General features: G+C 63.9%; 16 protein-coding genes. 9 read left to right on the plus strand and 7 right to left on the minus strand.

From position 1 onward, the window contains the following. Nucleotides 1-10: 10 nt before the first annotated feature. Nucleotides 11-2029 (minus strand): glycoside hydrolase family 15 protein, encoded by a 2019-nt coding sequence (locus NDI54_RS01105; RefSeq protein ID WP_310894649.1) that lies wholly within the window; start codon nucleotides 2027-2029, stop codon nucleotides 11-13. Nucleotides 2030-2204: 175 nt separating this feature from the next. Here NDI54_RS01105 and NDI54_RS01110 point away from each other — a divergent pair, with 175 nt between their 5' ends. Further along, the gene (locus NDI54_RS01110) at nucleotides 2205-3257 is read left to right on the plus strand and encodes a TrmB family transcriptional regulator (protein WP_310894650.1); all 1053 of its coding nucleotides are present in this window, start codon (nucleotides 2205-2207) and stop codon (nucleotides 3255-3257) included. 43 nt (nucleotides 3258-3300) lie between these two features. Here the strand turns inward: NDI54_RS01110 and NDI54_RS01115 are convergent, their stop codons facing one another. Together NDI54_RS01115 and NDI54_RS01120 are read right to left on the minus strand one after the other, a co-directional pair. Beyond that, nucleotides 3301-3804 (minus strand): type IV pilin N-terminal domain-containing protein, encoded by a 504-nt coding sequence (locus tag NDI54_RS01115; protein WP_310894651.1) that lies wholly within the window; start codon nucleotides 3802-3804, stop codon nucleotides 3301-3303. 75 nt (nucleotides 3805-3879) lie between these two features. Further along, a complete protein-coding gene (locus tag NDI54_RS01120) occupies nucleotides 3880-4878 on the minus strand; it encodes a glutathione S-transferase family protein (RefSeq protein ID WP_310894652.1) in 999 nt (332 codons plus the stop codon). Nucleotides 4879-5096: 218 nt separating this feature from the next. Here NDI54_RS01120 and NDI54_RS01125 point away from each other — a divergent pair, with 218 nt between their 5' ends. Next, nucleotides 5097-5630 (plus strand): 50S ribosomal protein L16, encoded by a 534-nt coding sequence (locus tag NDI54_RS01125; RefSeq protein ID WP_310894653.1) that lies wholly within the window; start codon nucleotides 5097-5099, stop codon nucleotides 5628-5630. A gap of 108 nt (nucleotides 5631-5738) precedes the next feature. Here NDI54_RS01125 and NDI54_RS01130 read toward each other — a convergent pair whose 3' ends face one another. Further along, nucleotides 5739-6173, minus strand: coding sequence for a universal stress protein (locus tag NDI54_RS01130; protein ID WP_310894654.1), 435 nt, complete (start codon nucleotides 6171-6173; stop codon nucleotides 5739-5741). Between the two features lie 180 nt (nucleotides 6174-6353). On the opposite strand from NDI54_RS01130, the gene NDI54_RS01135 reads away from it, so the two are divergent. Continuing rightward, entirely contained in the window at nucleotides 6354-7226 is an 873-nt protein-coding gene (locus NDI54_RS01135; protein WP_310894655.1) for an ATP-grasp domain-containing protein, read from the plus strand. Nucleotides 7227-7265: 39 nt separating this feature from the next. Here NDI54_RS01135 and NDI54_RS01140 read toward each other — a convergent pair whose 3' ends face one another. Next, on the minus strand, nucleotides 7266-7652 hold the full coding sequence (locus NDI54_RS01140) for an Hsp20/alpha crystallin family protein (RefSeq protein WP_310894656.1): 387 nt from the start codon (nucleotides 7650-7652) through the stop codon (nucleotides 7266-7268). Between the two features lie 190 nt (nucleotides 7653-7842). Between NDI54_RS01140 and gap the strand changes: the two genes are divergently transcribed. Next, on the plus strand, nucleotides 7843-8847 hold the full coding sequence (gene gap / locus NDI54_RS01145; protein ID WP_310894657.1) for a type I glyceraldehyde-3-phosphate dehydrogenase: 1005 nt from the start codon (nucleotides 7843-7845) through the stop codon (nucleotides 8845-8847). Between the two features lie 318 nt (nucleotides 8848-9165). After that, entirely contained in the window at nucleotides 9166-10371 is a 1206-nt protein-coding gene (locus NDI54_RS01150; protein ID WP_310894658.1) for a phosphoglycerate kinase, read from the plus strand. Here NDI54_RS01150 and NDI54_RS01155 read toward each other — a convergent pair. After that, nucleotides 10368-10517, minus strand: coding sequence for a hypothetical protein (locus tag NDI54_RS01155; protein ID WP_310894659.1), 150 nt, complete (start codon nucleotides 10515-10517; stop codon nucleotides 10368-10370). The two genes, NDI54_RS01150 and NDI54_RS01155, sit on opposite strands and share 4 nt — an antisense overlap. Before the next feature lie 129 nt (nucleotides 10518-10646). Between NDI54_RS01155 and NDI54_RS01160 the strand changes: the two genes are divergently transcribed. Beyond that, nucleotides 10647-11225 carry a riboflavin synthase gene (locus NDI54_RS01160; RefSeq protein WP_310894660.1) on the plus strand — a complete coding sequence of 193 codons (579 nt, stop codon included), beginning with the start codon at nucleotides 10647-10649 and terminating at the stop codon, nucleotides 11223-11225. Here NDI54_RS01160 and NDI54_RS01165 read toward each other — a convergent pair. Then, entirely contained in the window at nucleotides 11222-12256 is a 1035-nt protein-coding gene (locus NDI54_RS01165) for a PrsW family intramembrane metalloprotease (RefSeq protein ID WP_310894661.1), read from the minus strand. The two genes, NDI54_RS01160 and NDI54_RS01165, sit on opposite strands and share 4 nt — an antisense overlap. Nucleotides 12257-12370: 114 nt before the next feature. Here NDI54_RS01165 and pdxT point away from each other — a divergent pair, with 114 nt between their 5' ends. The 3 genes from pdxT (at nucleotide 12371) to NDI54_RS01180 (ending at nucleotide 15298) form a co-directional block, all read left to right on the plus strand. After that, nucleotides 12371-12964 (plus strand): pyridoxal 5'-phosphate synthase glutaminase subunit PdxT, encoded by a 594-nt coding sequence (pdxT, locus tag NDI54_RS01170; RefSeq protein WP_310894662.1) that lies wholly within the window; start codon nucleotides 12371-12373, stop codon nucleotides 12962-12964. Nucleotides 12965-13000: 36 nt separating this feature from the next. Continuing rightward, the gene (hisE, locus tag NDI54_RS01175; RefSeq protein ID WP_310894663.1) at nucleotides 13001-13297 is read left to right on the plus strand and encodes a phosphoribosyl-ATP diphosphatase; all 297 of its coding nucleotides are present in this window, start codon (nucleotides 13001-13003) and stop codon (nucleotides 13295-13297) included. 66 nt (nucleotides 13298-13363) lie between these two features. Then, complete coding sequence (locus tag NDI54_RS01180) at nucleotides 13364-15298, plus strand: response regulator (protein ID WP_310894664.1); 1935 nt, start codon at nucleotides 13364-13366, stop codon at nucleotides 15296-15298. Nucleotides 15299-15302: the final 4 nt, after the last annotated feature.

The following is a 15302-nucleotide window of genomic DNA, read 5'->3' on the forward strand; positions in this document are numbered from 1 at the left end:
ACTGCCTTATTTACTCGCGGACGCCCAGCGGCTCGGCGGTCAGTTCTCCGGCGTCAGCGAGGTGGGCAACCGTCGCCAGCCGGAGTGCGTGGGGCCAGCCAAGTGGCGTGCCACAGTCCGGCGTGCCGTCGTCGAACAACTGCTCGGGGAGGTAGCCACTGGACTGGACGAGCGAGCCGCCGGGGAGGATTTCACCGAGGAGGTCCCGAGAGCGGGCGTAGACCGCTGCCGCTCGGGTGTCGTCGGCGTCACGGAGGAGCGCCCCCAGCTGTGCGGCCCCGTTTGCGCCCCACGCCGTCGAGACGGTCCAGACTTTTTCGTGGGTCTGCGAGCCGCGCCGCCAGTCGTCGCCCTCGAAGCGGATGAGCCCGCGGATGTCGCCGGTATCCCGTTCCAGACCGTCGAGCGTCGTCTCGACGTGCGTACAGAGCCGGTCGCGGGTCTCCGCCGGCAGGTCGACGGCTGTGGCGGCGACGCGACAGGCCGCAGGGAGGGCCAGCGTCGCGGAGTCCAGTCGGTCGTCGATGGTCCCGTCGTGTTTCCGGAGCGCGTAGCGGTCACCGGTCCACAGAATGTCCAGCGCGGACAGCACCGTCTCGGCCTGTGACCGGGCGTGATCCCGAAGCGTGGCGGAAACGGGTGCGCGGGCGACCGCCGCGTAGGCATGCAGGAAGGTCGCGGTAGTGTGTGTGAACCGTCCCTGCATGTTCTCCCAGGCGTTCTGGCAGGCGACGGGGAGGCCGTCGTCGGCCAGCGTGTCGTCGATGCTCTCGACGGCGCGCCCGAGCGTAGCTTCGATTCGCCCCGGCTCGGCCGGCTCGCCCGTACGGAGGTACGTCGCCAGGAAGGCGGTGACGCTCGCGGTCTGGTCGGCCTGGTAGTCCGCGTCCGAGCCGCTTTCGAGGCGGGCGTTCGCCCAGCCCGGAGCGAGCGTCTCGTCGCCGGGCCAGACCCGGTGGGGCCAGCTGCCATCGGATTGCTGGGTGCGACAGTAGAACTCCGCTGAGCGCTGGTGCCACGGCTGGAGTTCGAGGTCGAAGGTCCCGTCGGCTTCGAGCAGGAACGCCGAGATTTCGGCGTCGTCGCGGAACCACGTGTAGCCGTAGCCGCCGGAGGTGACGTAGTACGGATCGAAGTCAGGGGCGGCGATTCTGGCCCCGTTCGCGGCTGAAAGCAGCGAAAGGACCCGGAGGTCGGCGACGACGCTCTCCCGGTTCGACGTGTCCGCGGGGACGGTCCACTGTCGCTGTGCCTGGCCCGCTTCCAGCAGCGTCTCCGAGGTGTAGTGGTCGCTCACCAGCCGGTCGATAGTCGACAGCGCCGCGTCCCGGCCGGTGTCGTTCGTGTCCGTCAGCAGCGTCGTCAGCGTGACGCCGCCGTCGACGAACGGCGCGGTTAGCACGACGCCACCGGTCAACGTCGTGTCCTCGTACCGTCGCCCGCCGGTCGCCCGGGGGAACGAGACCGGGTCGTCATCGACGAGTTCGGGGAACCGCTCGGGAATCTGGCCCTGCACGGCGTCGAGTTCGGTCGAGACGCCGACGAAGTCGTGTTCCGACCGGTGGTAGGCTTCAATGGTGTTGCCATGCATCAGCAGGCTCTGTTGCCCGTCCCGTCCGTCGGGTGCGAAGTCGACGAACGCTCGCAGCGACACGTCCGCGGGCGCGTCGCCGCGGAGTTCGAACCGGGAGACGTGAGCCCGTTCGATGGTACAGTCCGTCTGGACGACGGCCCAGTCGCCGCAGTCGTGAATCGTCTCGACGACGCCGGCGTCGCCGCGATACCGCTGGTCGGCGTCGGCACTGAACCACGTGGTCGACTCTGTCTCGACGCCAAAGCGCGAGCGATCGATCCCCGTGAGTCCACACAGCGGATAGGAGTAGTCCCGCAGCGAGCCATCGCTGTCGACGTGGACCAGCCTGCTGTCGAGTCCAGAGAAAAGGCCCGTCGTAGAGCGGAGTTCACCCGGGAACTGGTGGCTTCGGTCCCGCGTTCGCTTGAAATCGTTGAGCGCCGTCCGGAGCGTCATTGGCAGAAGTCACCACCGCAGAGAATATAAAATATGGTGTAATAGTTTTTCAATCTTATAACCGTCGAGCAGCCGGACGGTTCGACAGCGGAGACGCTAGATGGAGTTGTGCGGGCGTTGGCGGTTACAGGGCACCGAAACACAGTTATTCGCCGCCGGTGCCAGATGTGAACAGATGGATGATTCGACACTCAGGGACAGGCTGGGGCAGCTGGGCCTGTCGGAGAAGGAAGTCGACACGTACCTGTCGATCCTCGGGAGCGGCGAGGCCACGGCGAGCGAGATCGCCGACGACACCGGCGTCTCCAAACGGTACGTCTACAGCATCAGCGAATCGCTCGAAGACCGCGGCTTCGTCGAGGTCAACGACCACGTCGTGCCGACGACGATACGCGCACGGCCGCCCGAGGAAGTCATCGACGCGCTGACCGACCGACTCGAAGAGATGAGCGGAGCGCTCGACTCCCGGTACTCGGCGAGTGCCCGGGAACCCCAGCAGTTCGATGTCATCAAATCGCGGGTTACGGTCATCAAGCGGCTCACGGAGTACATCAGGAACGCGGAGCGCGAGATCATGCTGTCGGTCCCCCAGCAGTACCTCCCGGAGATCTCGGAAGAACTGTCGGCGGCCGTCGACCGCGGCGTCCTCGTGATGCTCGTCGTCAACAGCGCTGACGACCTGAACCCGGACGACGTGGCCGGGCTGGCCTCGGTCGTCCGGTCCTGGGACCGCGCGATGCCGATCATGCTCACCGTCGACGCCCAGTTCGGGCTCGTCTCGCCGGCGGAGATGGTGACACGCACCAACTCAGACCAGCGGGCCATCGCCTTCGTCCAGCAACAGCTCGTTCCGGTGCTGTCGGGATCGTTCCTCGGGAACTACTGGCTGATGGCCACCGAGGTGACCGTCACCGACCCGGCCCCGCTCCCGGCGACGTACCTCGACTTCCGCCACGCCGTCCTCCAGGCGACGCTGCACCTGCGTGCCGGCCACGACGTACAAGTCTCCGCGGAGGTGCGGCCGGTCCAGCCCGGGGACGACACCACTCACATCGAAGGGGCCGTGGTCGAGACGAAACAGGGGGTGGCCGAGCCAGAGACCAACTCATACCCCATCGAACACACGCTGCTCGTAGACATCGGCGACCGGACCGTCTCGCTTGGCGGCTCCGGGTCGTTTATCGAGGACTACGAAACCGACGAAGTCACGCTGTCGCTGGCCGAGTAGCGAGAGACAGTCCGACAGCGGCCACTGGCTCCGAAACGGCCGTTCAGTTGCGCTGGCTCGGGTCCGGCCAGCGGTAGATGACGTACGTTTCCGATTCCTGCTCGTCCGCTGGATTCCAGACGAGGCGAAGCGTCGCGTCGCTCAGGTCCAGATGCTCGCCGCTCCCGATGCCGGTAAACTGGCCCTGATGGATCGTGATCTGGGTTCCCGACGTGATCTGCGTCGATGCCTGTGCCTGTATCGGGTCGGTATCAAGCGTCACGTCGCTGCCGTCGGAGCGTTTCGCACCCGACATGACGACGGACAGGTTGTCCCTGTAGACGGTCTCGCCGCTGCTGAAGCTGAGATTCAGATACTCCCCGTTGCCGGTAGTTCGCTCGCTGTAGTCGGCCACGATAGCGACCTGGGGCGCCTGCGTCGGTTGCTGGTCGCTGAAACCGAGCGCGAACACGCCGATGGTGGCGGCGAGAATCGCGACGATTCCCACCAGAATGACGACGCCGATGACCGGACTGACGCCCCGCGTTCGGTCCGACACCCGACTCATTGCCCACAGTGGGAACCGGGCATATAAAAGGAACAGCGTCGACTCAATGTTCGATATCCGCCTCAATACTGTCGCTTACGCCGTCGGGAACAGCGTCTCGGGGAGATCGCCCGGTAGCTCGTCGCGGTCGTGGTCGGCCTCGAAATCTGGATCGGGACCCATCGGGATGATGCGCTTCGGGCTCACGTCGGGGTGGGTAGTGTAGTAGTGCTCCGTGATGTGGTCCATGTTCACCGTCTCGGCGACGCCGGGGAGCTGGTACAGATCGCGCAGATACGGCCAGAGGTTGTCGTACTCGCGGATGAGCTTGTGGTTGCACATGAAGTGGGTGTGATACACTTCATCGAAGCGCACCAGCGTCGTGAACATGCAGATGTCCGCCTCAGTCAGGCGGTCGCCGGCGAGGAAGCGCTGGTCTTCGAGCACGCTGTCCCAGTGGTCCAGCGCGTCGAACAGCTCTTCGACGGCCTCGTCGTAGGCCGACTGGCTGTTCGCGAAGCCACAGCGGTAGACGCCGTTGTTGATGGGCTCGTAGATGTCGTCGATAATCTGGTCGACCTCGTCCTGGTAACCCTCGGGATAGAGATCAACGTCGTTGGTCGACACGTCGTCGAACTCCGTGTCGAGCATCCGAAGGATCTCCTTGGACTCGTTGTTGACGATGGTCTCCTCCTGCTTGTCCCACAGCACCGGGACCGTCACGCGACAGGTCGCGTCGGGGTCGGCTTCGACGTAGACCTCGCGGAGGTAGTCCGACCCGTTGACCGTATCCGGCGTACACCCCTCCTTCTCGGGCGTGAACTGCCAGCCGTCCTCGGCGCGGAACGGGTCGACGTAGTCGACGGTGATGGCGTCTTCCAGTCCCAGCAACTTCCGGGCGACCAGAATCCGATGAGCCCACGGACAGGCACGGCAGGCGTACAGGTGGTACCGGCCGGCCTCGGGCTGGAACCGCGCGTCGGGGTCGTCCTCGACCCGGTCACGGAAGGTGGTGTCCTGCCGGTTGAAGGCCCCATCCTCGTTCGTCGTTTCGTAGGCATCGGTCCGCCACTCGCCGTCGACGAGCATATTCATGGTAGCAATCATACGCGCGCGAAACCTAAAAGAGCGCGGTGACAGTGGTGTTACTGGGCTAACAGTCGAGCCGAGAGCAGGTGACCCAGACACCACAGCAACGGTCGCCTGACGGGCGTTCGCGGTCTCGGGCCGCTGCATGCGACACCACGGCACGCCGTCGGGCGGGTTCGAAGCCCTTATTGGGCCGCTCGGCGACGTATTCTCCAAGAGTACCTATGTCGGACAAACCAGCCTCAATGTACCGGGACATCGACAAGCCCGCGTACACCCGACGCGAATACATCACGGGCATTCCCGGCTCGAAGATCGCACAGCACAAGATGGGTCGCAAGCAGAAGGACGCCGACGACTACCCCGTCCAGATCAGCCTCATCGTCGAGGAGACCGTCCAGCTCCGTCACGGCTCGCTGGAGGCCTCCCGCCTGTCGGCCAACCGTCACCTGATCAAGGAGCTCGGTGAAGAGGGTGACTACAAGATGACGCTGCGGAAGTTCCCCCACCAGGTCCTGCGCGAGAACAAGCAGGCGACCGGTGCCGGGGCCGACCGTGTCTCCGACGGGATGCGCGCCGCCTTCGGGAAGATCGTCGGCACCGCCGCCCGCATCCAGGCCGGCGAGCAGCTGTTCACCGCCTACTGCAACGTCGAAGACGCAGAGCACGTCAAGGAAGCGTTCCGCCGTGCCTACAACAAGATCACGCCCTCGTGTCGCATCAAGGTCGAACGGGGAGAGGAACTACTGATTGCGTAAGTCAATCAGCAACGTCCTCTCGCCGTTCGCAGAGCGCGGCGAGGAACTGCTGATCGCGTAGGCTGTCGGTCTTTTCCACCGTTCGAGTGTCCGTAGCGACTGCACTGATTACGACTCGGCGTCCGAGAGTCGCACTGTCAGAACGGGCACGTCCGCTGTCCGAACGACCTTCTCGGTGACACTCCCCAGGAGATACCGGTCCAGGCCGCTCCGGCCGTGGGTCCCCATCACGATCATATCGCTACCCTCCGTCTCGGCGTAGTCGATGATTTCCTCGTAGGGGTCGCCCATGCGGCGCTCGGCGACGACGCCCGCGCCGTGGTCGGCGATATCGTCGACCGTCTCGTCGACGACCTGTTCGGTCTGTGCTTGCAGCGATTCGATGGTCGTCGCTTCCGCTGCGGCGCTCCCGAGATACGTCGAATCGACGACAGAGAGGACGTGAATCGTCGAGTCGTGCGTCTCCGCCAGTTCGAGCGCGTGTGCAAGGGCTTCGTCCGCGCCATCGCTCCCGTCCGTCGGGAAGAGAATGTCGTCGTACATGCGTTTCCTCTCTGCCGCAATATACTTAGATTTTGTCCAGTAATACCCATGTTTTTTACCGAAGTAGCTGTTTACACCATTATTTTGTGGGTAGATATATTGATCAATGTCCCAGTAATGGGTCGTCCATCACAGCAACGGCTGCGAGCGTGTTTTATCCCTCCAAGACAACTGCGGACTATGCGCAGGCTGGCCGTCGCCACGAACGCCGAGACCTACGAGCGGATGCAGGCCCCGCTGGCGGCCCGGGACATCGAGGTGGGCCACGTCGAGACGAGCGAGCGGACGCTGGCCCTCGACGAGAACCCCTTCGACGAGTACGACGTGGGCTTTGTCTATCCCTCCCGACTCATGGAGGGGGCTGTCGCCGACGCCATGCTGGACGTGCCGTGGGTCAACGACCGCGAAGCCATCCTCCGCTCGCGAAACAAGGCCGACGTGCTGGCGCGTCTCGGACGCGCAGGGATTCCAGTTCCCGAAACCGTCGTCGTGTCGAACCCGGCAAGCGAGGCCGAGCTAACGGCGGCCTTCGAGCGGTTCGAGCCACCCGTGGTCGTGAAGCCAAACTCGACGACCCGCGGCGTCGGCGTGACGACGGCCCACGACCTGGATTCGTTTCTCGGCATCGTCGACTACCTCGATCTGGTCCACGACTACCGCGCGGTCGGCGACCAGTCGTTTCTCGTCCAGGAGTACCTTCCCGACGCGGCCGACTACCGCGTGATGGTCATCGACGGCGAGTACGTCGGCGCGGTCGAGCGCCGCCTCCCCGAATCGAGCCGGGAGCGAGGGCGGTGGAAGCACAACGTCCACCGCGGGGCCGAAGCCGAAGGGCAGGAACTGCCAGCGGCACTACGGGAACTGGCAGAGGACGCGGCCGACGAACTGGAAATTCCGTATCTCGGCGTCGACCTGCTGGTGACCGAGGACCGCGCGGTCGTCAACGAGACGAACGCCCGCCCGACCATCGACTCGGCGACGAAGTACGAGGACGGCTTCTGGGACGACCTGGCGGCAGTGATACGGCAAACGGCGGACCGGGTGAACGACTAACCGGACTGCGCTGTAAAATCCAAAAAACGTGCGGGCCAGCTACAGTTCGATGTCCGCGGAGTCTTCTTCAGGGTCGAAGGTGACTTCGAGGATGCCGTTGTTGTATGTCGCGGCGGCGGAGTGTTCGTCGACGCGGGTCGGCAGCGTCAGTCGCTCGTGGTATTCTCGCTCCGGGCTCTCAGCGTTAATTGTGAGCACAGTGCCGTCGCATTTGAGATCGATGGCGTCCTTGTCGACGCCCGGTACGTCGGCGACGACGCGGATCTCCTCGTCGGTTTCGTGAACGTCGACGTGGAGGTCGGCCCCGCCGCCACTGGCGTCCCGGTCGATGTGGACATCGCCCTCGGCCCCCATCATCTCGTCCATCATCCGCTCTATTTCCCGGAAGAACTCGTCGAACGGGTCGTCACTGTCATCGCGTCTCATTCCTACCGGGCAGTACGTCCGTCCGTTTCAAAAGCCTTCGGACCAACTCAGTACCTGCCCCGCCGGTGTCAACAGGGGCGAGCGATCACTATCACCATTAATCATTCGTGCTCGAACACGCATAAACAAACACAAATTTACAACAAATCCGAAAACATTTTACACTGACCGACTGCCTCTCTAGACACCAATGAGTGAGCCAGTTCGCGTCGGCCTGAACGGCTTCGGCCGGATCGGCCGGAACGTCTTCCGCGCATCGTTAGAAAACGACGACATTGAAATCGTCGGGATCAACGACGTGATGGACGATTCGGAGATCGACTACTTCGCCCAGTACGACACCGTCATGGGCGAACTCGAAGGTGCAAGCGTCGACGACGGCGTCCTCACAGTCGCGGGCACCGACTTCGAGGCGGGCATCTTCCACGAGACCGACCCCACACAGCTCCCCTGGGACGACCTCGACGTGGACGTGGCTTTCGAGGCGACCGGCATCTTCCGCACCAAGGAGGACGCGGGCCAGCACCTCGACGCGGGCGCTGACAAGGTCCTCATCTCCGCGCCGCCGAAGGGCGACGAACCGGTCAAGCAGATCGTCTACGGCGTCAACCACGACGAGTACGACGGCGAAGATGTCGTCTCGAACGCCTCCTGTACGACCAACTCCATCACGCCGGTCGCGAAGGTCCTCGACGAGGAATTCGGCATCAACGTCGGCCAGCTGACGACCGTCCACGCCTACACCGGCTCCCAGAACCTGATGGACGGCCCGAACGGCAAGCCACGACGCCGCCGCGCGGCCGCCGAGAACATCATCCCGACCTCGACCGGGGCCGCGCAGGCGACGACCGAGGTCCTGCCCCAGCTCGAAGGCAAACTCGACGGGATGGCCATCCGCGTCCCCGTTCCGAACGGCTCCATCACGGAGTTCGTCGTCGACCTCGACGACGACGTGACAGAGAGCGATGTCAACGCCGCCTTCGAAGAAGCCGCCAACGGCGAACTCGAAGGCGTGCTGGGCGTCACGAACGACGAGCTCGTTTCCTCGGACATCCTCGGTGACCCGTACTCCACACAGGTCGACCTCTCCTCGACGAACGTCGTCAACGGGCAGACGAAGATCCTCACCTGGTACGACAACGAGTACGGCTTCTCGAACCGTATGCTCGACGTGGCCAAGTACATCACCGAGTAGTCGCCGTTCGGCCGTTTCGCCGGAAAACTGCTGGCAACGTTAGAAATGTTTATAATGATTGTTCACCAAGGACAGAGCACACACAGAGTGCGAACCACCCCCACACGGGGCTGACTCTGTGTGTCAGCGCAATCAGCCGTCATCCCGTGATCCGGTAACGGCTGTCGAGATACCCCCACCCCCACCCACTCCCACCCCTTCTCTCCCTCTCTCTCGTACTGTGTCAGCAAGCGAGATAGAGACCGAATAGCACTGTGGCGCGGCCCCGCTGTTCGAACTCGGAAACCGTTAAGCGGACGGCAGGTTTCCTCCCGAGTGATGACCTTCCAGACGCTCGACGACCTCGACGACGGACAGCGCGTCCTCGTCCGGCTCGACCTCAATTCACCGGTCGAGGACGGCACGGTACAGGACAACCGACGGTTCGACCGCCACGCCGAGACCATCAGCGAACTCGTCGACCGCGGGTTCGAGGTCGCGGTGCTGGCCCACCAGGGTCGCCCGGGCCGCGATGATTTCGTCTCGCTGTCCCAGCACGCCGACATCCTCACCGAGCACATCGACCACGACGTGGACTTCGTCGACGAGACCTACGGCCCACAGGCGATCCACGACATCGCCGATCTGGATGCCGGCGACGTACTCGTCCTAGAGAACACCCGAATGTGTGACGACGAACTGCCGGAAGAAGACCCCGAAATCAAATCTCAGACGGAGTTCGTCCAGACACTCAAAAACGAGTTCGACGCCTACATCAACGACGCCTACTCGGCGGCCCACCGCTCGCACGCCTCGCTCGTGGGCTTCCCCCTGGTCATGGACGCCTACGCCGGCCGCGTGATGGAGACCGAGTACGAGGCCAACACCGCAATCGCCGAAAAGGAGTTCGACGGGCAGGTGACGATGGTCGTCGGCGGGACGAAGGCCACTGATGTCATCGACGTGATGACCCACTTAGACGAGAAGGTCGACGACTTCCTGCTTGGCGGCATCGCCGGGGAGCTGTTCCTGCGGGCCGCGGGCTATCCGGTCGGTTACGACATCGACGACGCGAACCTCTACGACGAGCAGTGGGAAGAAAACAGCGAGAAGATCGAGACGATGCTCGAAGACCACCGCGACCAGATCACGCTCGCGGTCGATCTGGCCTACGAGGACGAGCACGGTGACCGCGCCGAGCAGGCCGTCGACGACATCGACGAAAAGACCGTCTCGTACCTGGACGTGGGCAGCGAGACCGTCATGGAGTACTCGCCGATCATCCGCGATTCCGAGGCCGTCTTCGTAAAGGGAGCACTGGGAATGTTCGAAGACGAGCGGTTCTCCGTCGGGACTGCCGGCGTGCTCGAAGCCATCGCCGACACCGACTGCTTCTCCGTCGTCGGCGGCGGCGACACCTCTCGGGCCATCGAGATGTACGGCATGGAAGAAGACGAGTTCGGCCACGTCTCCATCGCTGGCGGGGCCTACATCCGGGCGCTGACCGGCGCAGAACTGGTCGGTGTCGAAGTGCTACAGCGCTAACTGCGGCCTTTCGTCTCGGCGTGTCGCAGGTCCCAATCTTCAATTACGGCGTCGGACACCTCGACGATTCGGCCGGTTTCGGTCGGCTCCGTCCGTGCGTGACGGGTGGTCCAGTCATGGTCGGTCCCATCGGAGGCGGCTGCCATACGCCGTGATACCGGCGGCAAGTGTAAATTACTTCTGATTAGTGCCTGGAAATTAATTACTCGGTTTCGAGTATGTAGTAGGCTATCGGGAAGCGAAGCGCTTTCCGCCGGCCGTGTCGTATCCGAGATATGTTCACCGGAATCGTCGAGACGACCGGCGAAGTCCAGGCGGTTATTGACGACGAGGGCGGCCGCCGGATGCGGATCGGCGCGCCGTTCGAGGGGCTTGACCACGGCCAGTCGATCAGTGTCAGCGGTGTCTGTCTCACCGTCGAGAAGGCGGCCGACGGCGAGTGGTTCGAGGTGTTTCTGGCCCGCGAGACACTTGCACGGACGTTCTTCGACGATCTCGCGGGCGGCGACCGGGTGAACTTAGAGCGGGCGATGCCCGCCGACGGACGCTTCGACGGCCACATCATCCAGGGCCACGTCGACACGACGGCCGAAATCGTCGGCATCGAACAGGAGGGCGAAGACTGGACGTTCACGTTCTCGCTGCCCGAGGCCCACCGGGACTATCTGGTCGGGAAAGGGTCGATAACGGTCGACGGTATCAGCCTGACTGTCGCCGACCGGCGGGCCGAGGAGTTCGACGTGGCGATCATCCCGACGACCTACGCCGAGACGACGCTGTCGGAGAAGTCGGTCGGCGACCCGGTGCATCTGGAGGTCGATGTGGTCGCGAAATACGTCGAGCAGTTGGTCTAGGGGTCGAACTCGGTCTGTTCTGCGTGGATCGCGGTCTCGTCTTCATCCGCATGAGCGCGGTGGTAGGCCTGCCGGTAGGCGTCGATTTTCTTCAGCAACAACAGGCCGAAGATCGAGTCGTACACGATGACGAACCCGAAGAAAGCGACGAGGAAATTGACGTTGTAGATGCCCGCCAGAATCGCCGTCACAGGGCTGGACAGCGTGTTGTAGACGGCGTGGATCAGCGAGGCGATGAGCAGTCCCTTCAGGACGATGGGGCCGGCATCTTCGGGGTTGAACTTCGCCAGGCCGAGGTAGTAGCCGGCGAAGGCCGAGTAGATGACGTGGCCCGGCCCCGCGAGCGCGCGGACGGCGGTGATGTCGCTGCTCGCGGCGAGCAGTTGTAACGACCCATTGACCATCTCGGTGTTCTGGGTGATGTACAGCGCGTTCTCGATGGTCGCAAAGCCCAGGCCGGCGACGGCACCGTACACCGCGCCGTCGATGACCGCATCGAAGCGGTCGTCGCGGAAGGCATACAGGCGAACCGCCAGCAGCTTCACCGTCTCCTCGACCGGCCCGACGATGAGGAAAAAGAAGAACACCTGGCCGAGAAACGGCACCAGACCGAACCCGGAGCCGATTATCTGCACCGGATCGCCAAGGAACCCGTTGAGAATGCCGGCGAAGCCGGCGAACAGCACGCCCAGGAGGAACGTCCCCACGAGCAGCGTCAGCGGTTCCTGCGTGGTCACGTCGGCGTAGTAGATGTAGGCCGCGAGACCGAGCGCCGGGATGGCAGAGAGGATCGCCATCCCGGCAAACAGCGGCTGGTTGCCGAGCGCACCGAGGCTCCCGAAGGCCAACTGCAGGAGGAGAATCGCGATAGCGACGATGATGACAAGATACCGTAGCGTGCGTATGCCAATGTGGTAGAGCCAGTGGGCGAATCGGTCCAGTGTCGACCGCGTTTCCCAACTCGATATCTCGTAGAGATCAGCCGACCCGTCCGCGTTCACTTCGACCGGGTCCTGCCGTCGCTTTCCCATATCACACGTCTGCATCGCGTCTCACCTAACCGTTTGGTTCGGTTGCACCCGAGCGAGTGCCGGACACTTGCAGGAGACGAGAGGCTTTTCGCACCGGCTCACTAACGTGATGGTATGACACTACGCGCGGGTGTACTCGCGGTTCAGGGCGATGTCTCTGAACACGGGGACGCGATCAGGCGGGCGGCAGCGGCCCACGACCAGACCGCGGAGGTCGTCGAGATACGCGAATCCGGGCTGGTCCCCGACTGCGACGTGCTGTTGCTCCCGGGCGGGGAATCGACCACGATTTCTCGGCTCATCCACCGCGAAGGCATCGCCGACGAGATCGAGGCCCACGTCGAGGCCGGCAAGCCCGTGCTGGCGACGTGTGCCGGCCTCATCGTCAGCGCGACCGACGCACAGGACGACCGCGTCGATACGCTGAACGTCATCGACGTTTCTGTCGAGCGCAACGCCTTCGGCCGGCAGAAAGACAGCTTCGAGGCCCCGCTGGAAGTCGAGGGTCTCGACGACCCGTTCCCGGCGGTGTTCATCCGCGCACCCGTCATCGACTACGTCGGCTCGGACGTGGAGGTGCTGGCGACGTGGGACGACCGCCCGGTCGCGGTCCGTGACGGCCCCGTCGTCGGCACGTCCTTCCACCCGGAACTGACCGAGGACCCGCGCATCCACGACCTGGCCTTCTTCGACTCGGTGGAGTCGTAGCGACGGCCTGAAGGCCCCGCTCACCGAACCACGGCTATGAGCGACGACACCGGCGACGTTATCGACGACCTGTTCGCCGTCATCGAGGACCGCAAGGCGAATCTCCCCGAAGATTCCTACACGGCCTCACTGTTCACCCACGAGAAGGGCGAAAACGCCGTGCTGGAGAAACTCGGCGAGGAGACGACGGAGCTAATTCTGGCGGCCAAAGACGACGACGCCGAGGAACTGGCCCACGAGTCGGCCGACATCGTGTATCACCTGCTGGTCCTGCTGTCGATGAAGGGGATGGACGTGGATGACCTGCGGGACGAACTGGCCGAGCGGCGGTAAGACAACGCATCATCGAACCAAGGGGTCGCGATAGATTGACACCAGCACGGGTCTTATTGGGGTGGTATGGATCACGTGGCGTCGGGCATCACAGTCCTCTGTGTCGATGACGAGCCGTCGTTCGCTGACCTGATCGCGACACACCTCGAACGCAACGAGGAGGGGATCGACGCCACCGGGATCACGAGTGCCGCGGACGCACTGTCGTATCTGGACGAGCACGAGGTCGACTGCATCGTCAGTGACTACCACATGCCGGATATCGACGGGATAGCGTTTCTGGAGGCCGTCCGCGCTAAAGACCCGAACCTGCCGTTCCTGCTGTTCACCAGCGAGGGGAGCGAGTCGCTCGCGAGCAAAGCGATTGCGGCCGGTGTCACCGACTACATCCAGAAGACCCGCGGAACCCAGCAGTACGCCGTGCTCGCACGACGGGTCCGGAATGCGGTCGAACAAGCGAGAGCGAAAGCGACAGCTGACGACGCGCAGAAACAGACGAAGCGGATTCTCAATGCGGCGAGCGATGCGGTTCTCATCAGCGTCACCGACACCGTCGTGTACGCAAACCCGGCGGCGGTGGAGCTTTTCGGCGCGGCAGACAGCGCCGACCTCTGTGACCGGGTGCTGACCGATCTTATCGAGGTGCCGGCGGAGAGCGGGACCGGGCCCGTCCACGCCGTTATCAAGGAGGAACGGACCGCCGTCCAGGTCGGCCGGACGATACGGACGCTCGCGGGCAACAGCGTGCAGGCCAGCGTCACGGCGTGTAATCTGACCTGGAACGGCGCGGACGGCACGGTGACGATCGTCAGCAACCGCAACGAGACCGACGAACGCGAGCGGCGGCTCGAAGCGCTGCACGAGGCGACACGGCAGTTGATGGGCGCAGAAGTCCGCAACAAGGTCGCCGGCATCGGCGTCAACGCCGCCGCCGAGATCATCGGGCTCGACGCCAACGCTGTGCATCTGGTCAACGAGGACGGACACCTGGAGCCCGTCGCCGCGACCGCGTCGCTCCGGAAACTCGTCGGGGATATCCCAGCGTTCGAGCCGGGCGACAGCATCGCCTGGCGGGTGTACGAGAGCGGCGAGGCGACCGCGATTCCCGACGTGCGACTGGACGACGACGTGCAGAACCGCGAGACGCCGATACGCAGCGAGCTGTACCTGCCACTCGGGGACTACGGTATCCTCATCGCGGCGTCGGCGACCGTCGACGCGTTTACCGAGACCGATGTCGTCGCTGGGCGAGTCCTGGCGGCAAACATGGAAGCCGCCCTCGCTGCTGTCGAGCGCGACGAGCAACTCCGAGACCGTGAACGGGAACTGTCGACGCAAAACGACCGGCTGGAACAGTTCGCGACGGTCGTCAGCCACGACCTCCGCAACCCGCTGAACGTCGCTATCGGTCGCCTGGAGGCGCTGAAGCAGCGGCATGACGATGACAGTATCGCTGCGATAGATCAGGCCCTCGACCGGATGCAGGCGTTGATAGACGACCTCCTGTTGCTGGCCCGGACCGGTGACAGCATCGCGGAGACGGAAACGGTGGCACTGGCAACGGCAGTCAGGGACTGCTGGGAGGTCGTCGAAACCGGTGACGCGGCGCTGGTCGTCGAAACCGACCGTAAAATCCGAGCGGACATGACGCGACTCCAGCAGTTGCTGGAGAACTTGTTCCGGAACGCGGTGGAGCACAGCGCCACAGACAGCCAGAGTCGGACCGACGACGGAGAACACGGCGTTTCGGGCGTGACAATAACGATTAGCGATGTTCCGGGCGGGTTCGCCGTCTCTGATGACGGTCCGGGAATCCCCGAAGCCGACCGGGAGACGGTGTTCGAAAGCGGCTACTCGACGGCCGGCGACGGCACCGGGTTCGGCCTCTCGATCGTGTCACAGATCGCTACCGCTCACGGCTGGACGGTCACGCTCACCGAAAGCGACAGCGGCGGTGCACGCTTCGAATTCACCGGCGTAGACGTGGCTTCTGAAAAGTAGGGCG

The sequence above is a fragment of the Haloarcula terrestris genome, from assembly GCF_031624315.1.
GTDB lineage: Archaea > Halobacteriota > Halobacteria > Halobacteriales > Haloarculaceae > Haloarcula > Haloarcula terrestris.